We start from the raw sequence: 220 nt of genomic DNA, 5'->3' as shown, positions 1-220 counted from the left end.
GGTCGACAGCTGTTCCAGCGAGTTCTTGCGCGTGAGGAAATTCAGCATCTGGTCGGTCACGCCGAGTATGCTGGTAATCTCTTCGCGGGTGCGTAGCGGCGTGCCAATGTCGACCACGATAAGCCGTTCGCCACCTATCTGGCGGCCTACTTCCACCGGGATATTCATAGCGAGGCCACCGTCCACCAGCAGTCGCCCATCGTGTTCGACCGGCGCCAGC

1 protein-coding gene is annotated in these 220 nt (G+C 60.9%); it reads right to left on the bottom strand.

What is annotated here, in order from left to right:
- Nucleotides 1-220 (bottom strand): patatin-like phospholipase family protein (locus A3709_RS23775; RefSeq protein WP_369795153.1); only part of this gene is annotated, 220 nt, incomplete at both ends.

The organism is Halioglobus sp. HI00S01 (assembly GCF_001635445.1).
Lineage (GTDB): Bacteria > Pseudomonadota > Gammaproteobacteria > Pseudomonadales > Halieaceae > Halioglobus > Halioglobus japonicus.
Note: the sequence above shows the minus strand (reverse complement) of the source record. Positions and strands in the feature narration are given on the sequence as shown.